This window comes from uncultured Shewanella sp., from assembly GCF_947495455.1.
In the GTDB taxonomy this organism is placed as follows: Bacteria; Pseudomonadota; Gammaproteobacteria; order Enterobacterales; family Shewanellaceae; genus Shewanella.
The window spans coordinates 1-2,560 of sequence record NZ_CANLZC010000205.1 but is presented as its reverse complement, the minus strand read 5'-3'; the positions used below and the strand labels follow the sequence as shown (position 1 = coordinate 2,560).

4 protein-coding genes are annotated in these 2,560 nt (G+C 35.2%); all 4 read right to left on the bottom strand.

What is annotated here, in order from left to right; all coding sequences use genetic code 11:
- Positions 1 to 67: 67 nt before the first annotated feature.
- Positions 68 to 238 carry a VOC family protein gene (locus tag Q0791_RS24695; RefSeq protein ID WP_299011921.1) on the bottom strand — a complete coding sequence of 57 codons (171 nt, stop codon included), beginning with the start codon at positions 236 to 238 and terminating at the stop codon, positions 68 to 70.
- Positions 239 to 279: 41 nt separating this feature from the next.
- On the bottom strand, positions 280 to 411 hold the full coding sequence (locus tag Q0791_RS24690) for a hypothetical protein (protein WP_299011920.1): 132 nt from the start codon (positions 409 to 411) through the stop codon (positions 280 to 282).
- A gap of 331 nt (positions 412 to 742) precedes the next feature.
- Positions 743 to 1,195 (bottom strand): nuclear transport factor 2 family protein, encoded by a 453-nt coding sequence (locus Q0791_RS24685; protein ID WP_299011919.1) that lies wholly within the window; start codon positions 1,193 to 1,195, stop codon positions 743 to 745.
- A gap of 51 nt (positions 1,196 to 1,246) precedes the next feature.
- Positions 1,247 to 2,413, bottom strand: coding sequence for a hypothetical protein (locus Q0791_RS24680; RefSeq protein WP_299011918.1), 1,167 nt, complete (start codon positions 2,411 to 2,413; stop codon positions 1,247 to 1,249).
- Positions 2,414 to 2,560 lie beyond the last annotated feature (147 nt).

Sequence of the window (2,560 nt, the reverse complement as noted above, 5' to 3'; positions counted from 1 at the left end):
TTATTATGGTTGTTTGGAGTATTTTACCTCAAAACCCTTGATGTGGCTGCTTTATATAAGGGGACACCTAAGGGCTGCGACTTAAAAATACCAAACCATTCGCGCCTTGGCCTCTATCGGTTACCACGAACCCTAATTGCGTGGTATAAAACCTTTCCATTTGAACGATATCTCGCACATACAATTCTACATGGCTCAACGACATCACAGGAAAACTCACTTTATTTGTTCCATCCATCTCTATACTACTCCCTAAATACCGCCATAGTGGTCAAATTATCATGGATTAAAACCGTTAATCAAGGCTACATAATGCGCACCTGATGAGGGCTTTAACCCATTAGCATACAGCTCATTACTGTCTTTCATTTCTTTATAGAGCCGAACCATGTTTGGTTTGATAAATCTCATCTAATATAAAATCTCCATACCCACTATCGCTTACCTTGACACTAATATAAAAAACCTATAGCAAAACCTATAGCCAGCCATTAATAATCAATAAACCAAAACCTAAAACCTAAAACCTATAGAAAACCTATAGCTAGAAAACCTAAAAACCTATAGCCAGCCATTAATAATCAATGAAATACTGAAATTTTAACCCAAATTCAATGTTCTGCATTTATAAATTCATAGCCTGATTATTTTTAATCTAATGTCTGCTGCTAATCTCGAAAAATGACGGATAGTAAATGGAATAAGTGAGTTTTGAAGTGTAAAGTAACGACTCAGTTAATAACTACGACTTTTTTTTTGCGACAAACGTTTTATTGATGATACGCCATTCATTTTGGCGCTTATACATAACGAGATAATCAATGTAGTGTGTTTTTGGGGTATGAAAATCAAGTTTTACCATAGCCATTTGATTATCAACGATATCAACAGACAAAATATTAGCTTCCCACTTATCTTTCGTTGCTTTTTTGAAGTACCCTGAGAACTCTTGTAACGGGACTGTTTTGATTATTTCTTTTCCAGTTTTTTTACTAATAGTAATCATTTTTACATGCCCAAACTCTTGATCAAATGCTTCAGAGAGTAGTTTCTGGTTCCCTTTTGCAGCCCCATTAAAATAATTGTAAGCCGTTTCAACAACTGCTTGGTATTCTTTACCGGTTACTGATTCAGCATGACTAAATGTTGAAACAACAAGAGTAAAAGCAGCAATCGTCATTGAAAATAATCTCATGATATTAATATCCTTATTAAAGTAAACGAAAGTTGATTGATTTGTTATGCATTATTCTATGATCACTCGAGGATGGCCTATGAATCGCTTCTTGAAAACTCTCCTTTCCATTCTATCTTCAACTCGAACGACAAGACTCTTTTTGTCTGGAAGGTTATTCAATACAGCCTGTATTGCCCCGTGCGATTGGCTAGTAGCCATACGTCTAGTGCTTTGGTAAAAGTAAGTATCACAATCCAGTGGAAATATGGGCACAACTTCTCTAGAAAATGTATTGTTTGACTCAATAGAGACTTCACATTTCTCTCTAAAAAATGACTCTGCGTTAGTAAAATTAATAGCTGTAATGTTGACGTTATCTTTTTCTGTGGAAGTCAAACTTACTGTATTAGGATACTCAAAGAGAAATTCTCTCAACATCTCTGCACCAAAACCATTTGAAGTAGAGGCTGTTTTTCCTTTGATAAAAGAATCTTTGGGATTGAAAGATGTTCCGTTATCATGAATTTCAATTGATGAACGATTAACCCTTATTTTTAAGTTGTCTGCCTTACCATGAGAAACTGCATTTATCGCAAGCTCAAGAATAACCTTTCTAGTTGCCGAGAAAAGTTCTATTCCAAGCCATTCCAAATAACCATCATGGTTTAATAGTTCCTCAATATTGCCTTCTATATCATTAGCACTGATATTGACTCTGAATGGAAAGTGATCCATTTTGGCTATAGGTTTATTGTCGATTGCCTCATCAATTTTCAATGACAGCTCATTAAATCTGTCCTCAATGGTTCCTTCTATTCTCAATAGTAGTTTTTTCTCTTGAATGCTATTAGATAACGCCATATCTGCTGATATTTCATCTTCCATCATTCGAATAAAGTCTTCTACCATATAGTCTGTAGCCTGATAGTTTCCACAGACGCTATTCCTATTAATATTCTCGAACTTCATTCTTTGAGTATTGAAATTAAGAATATCAACTATTATCTCCCAATTTTCTGAATGTAATAGAAAGCAGTTTGCATACCCCCCGACCAAGTAATCATGCTTAGTACAATACTTTTCAAATGCAGTATCAAAGCAAGAGTACAGCTTTTTGACCAAATCATTTTCTTCATAGCCTAAGACATTGCGGCAATATTTCTTTGCTGCATCATAAGCTTTGTTTGCTGAGACTCCCGTAGCAACTCCTACAAGAAGTGACTCTAGTAACGGCATCGACTTACTCCCTCGGATGCATAACCTTTGTATAGTGGGCATGCGCATTTTTCTTTTATTAATAATCAATAGATTACCATCAAACCACACAGTTAACTACTTATAAAATCACAAATTAACAACAGATTAGTTACATGAAAAGCGCAC

What these genes read in the sequence shown, in the direction of transcription:
- Q0791_RS24695 (WP_299011921.1), bottom strand. Translation starts at nt 238, where the DNA reads ATGGATGGAACAAATAAAGTGAGTTTTCCTGTGATGTCGTTGAGCCAT.
- Q0791_RS24690 (WP_299011920.1), bottom strand. Translation starts at nt 411, where the DNA reads ATGAGATTTATCAAACCAAACATGGTTCGGCTCTATAAAGAAATGAAA.
- Q0791_RS24685 (WP_299011919.1), bottom strand. Translation starts at nt 1,195, where the DNA reads ATGAGATTATTTTCAATGACGATTGCTGCTTTTACTCTTGTTGTTTCA.
- Q0791_RS24680 (WP_299011918.1), bottom strand. Translation starts at nt 2,413, where the DNA reads ATGCCGTTACTAGAGTCACTTCTTGTAGGAGTTGCTACGGGAGTCTCA.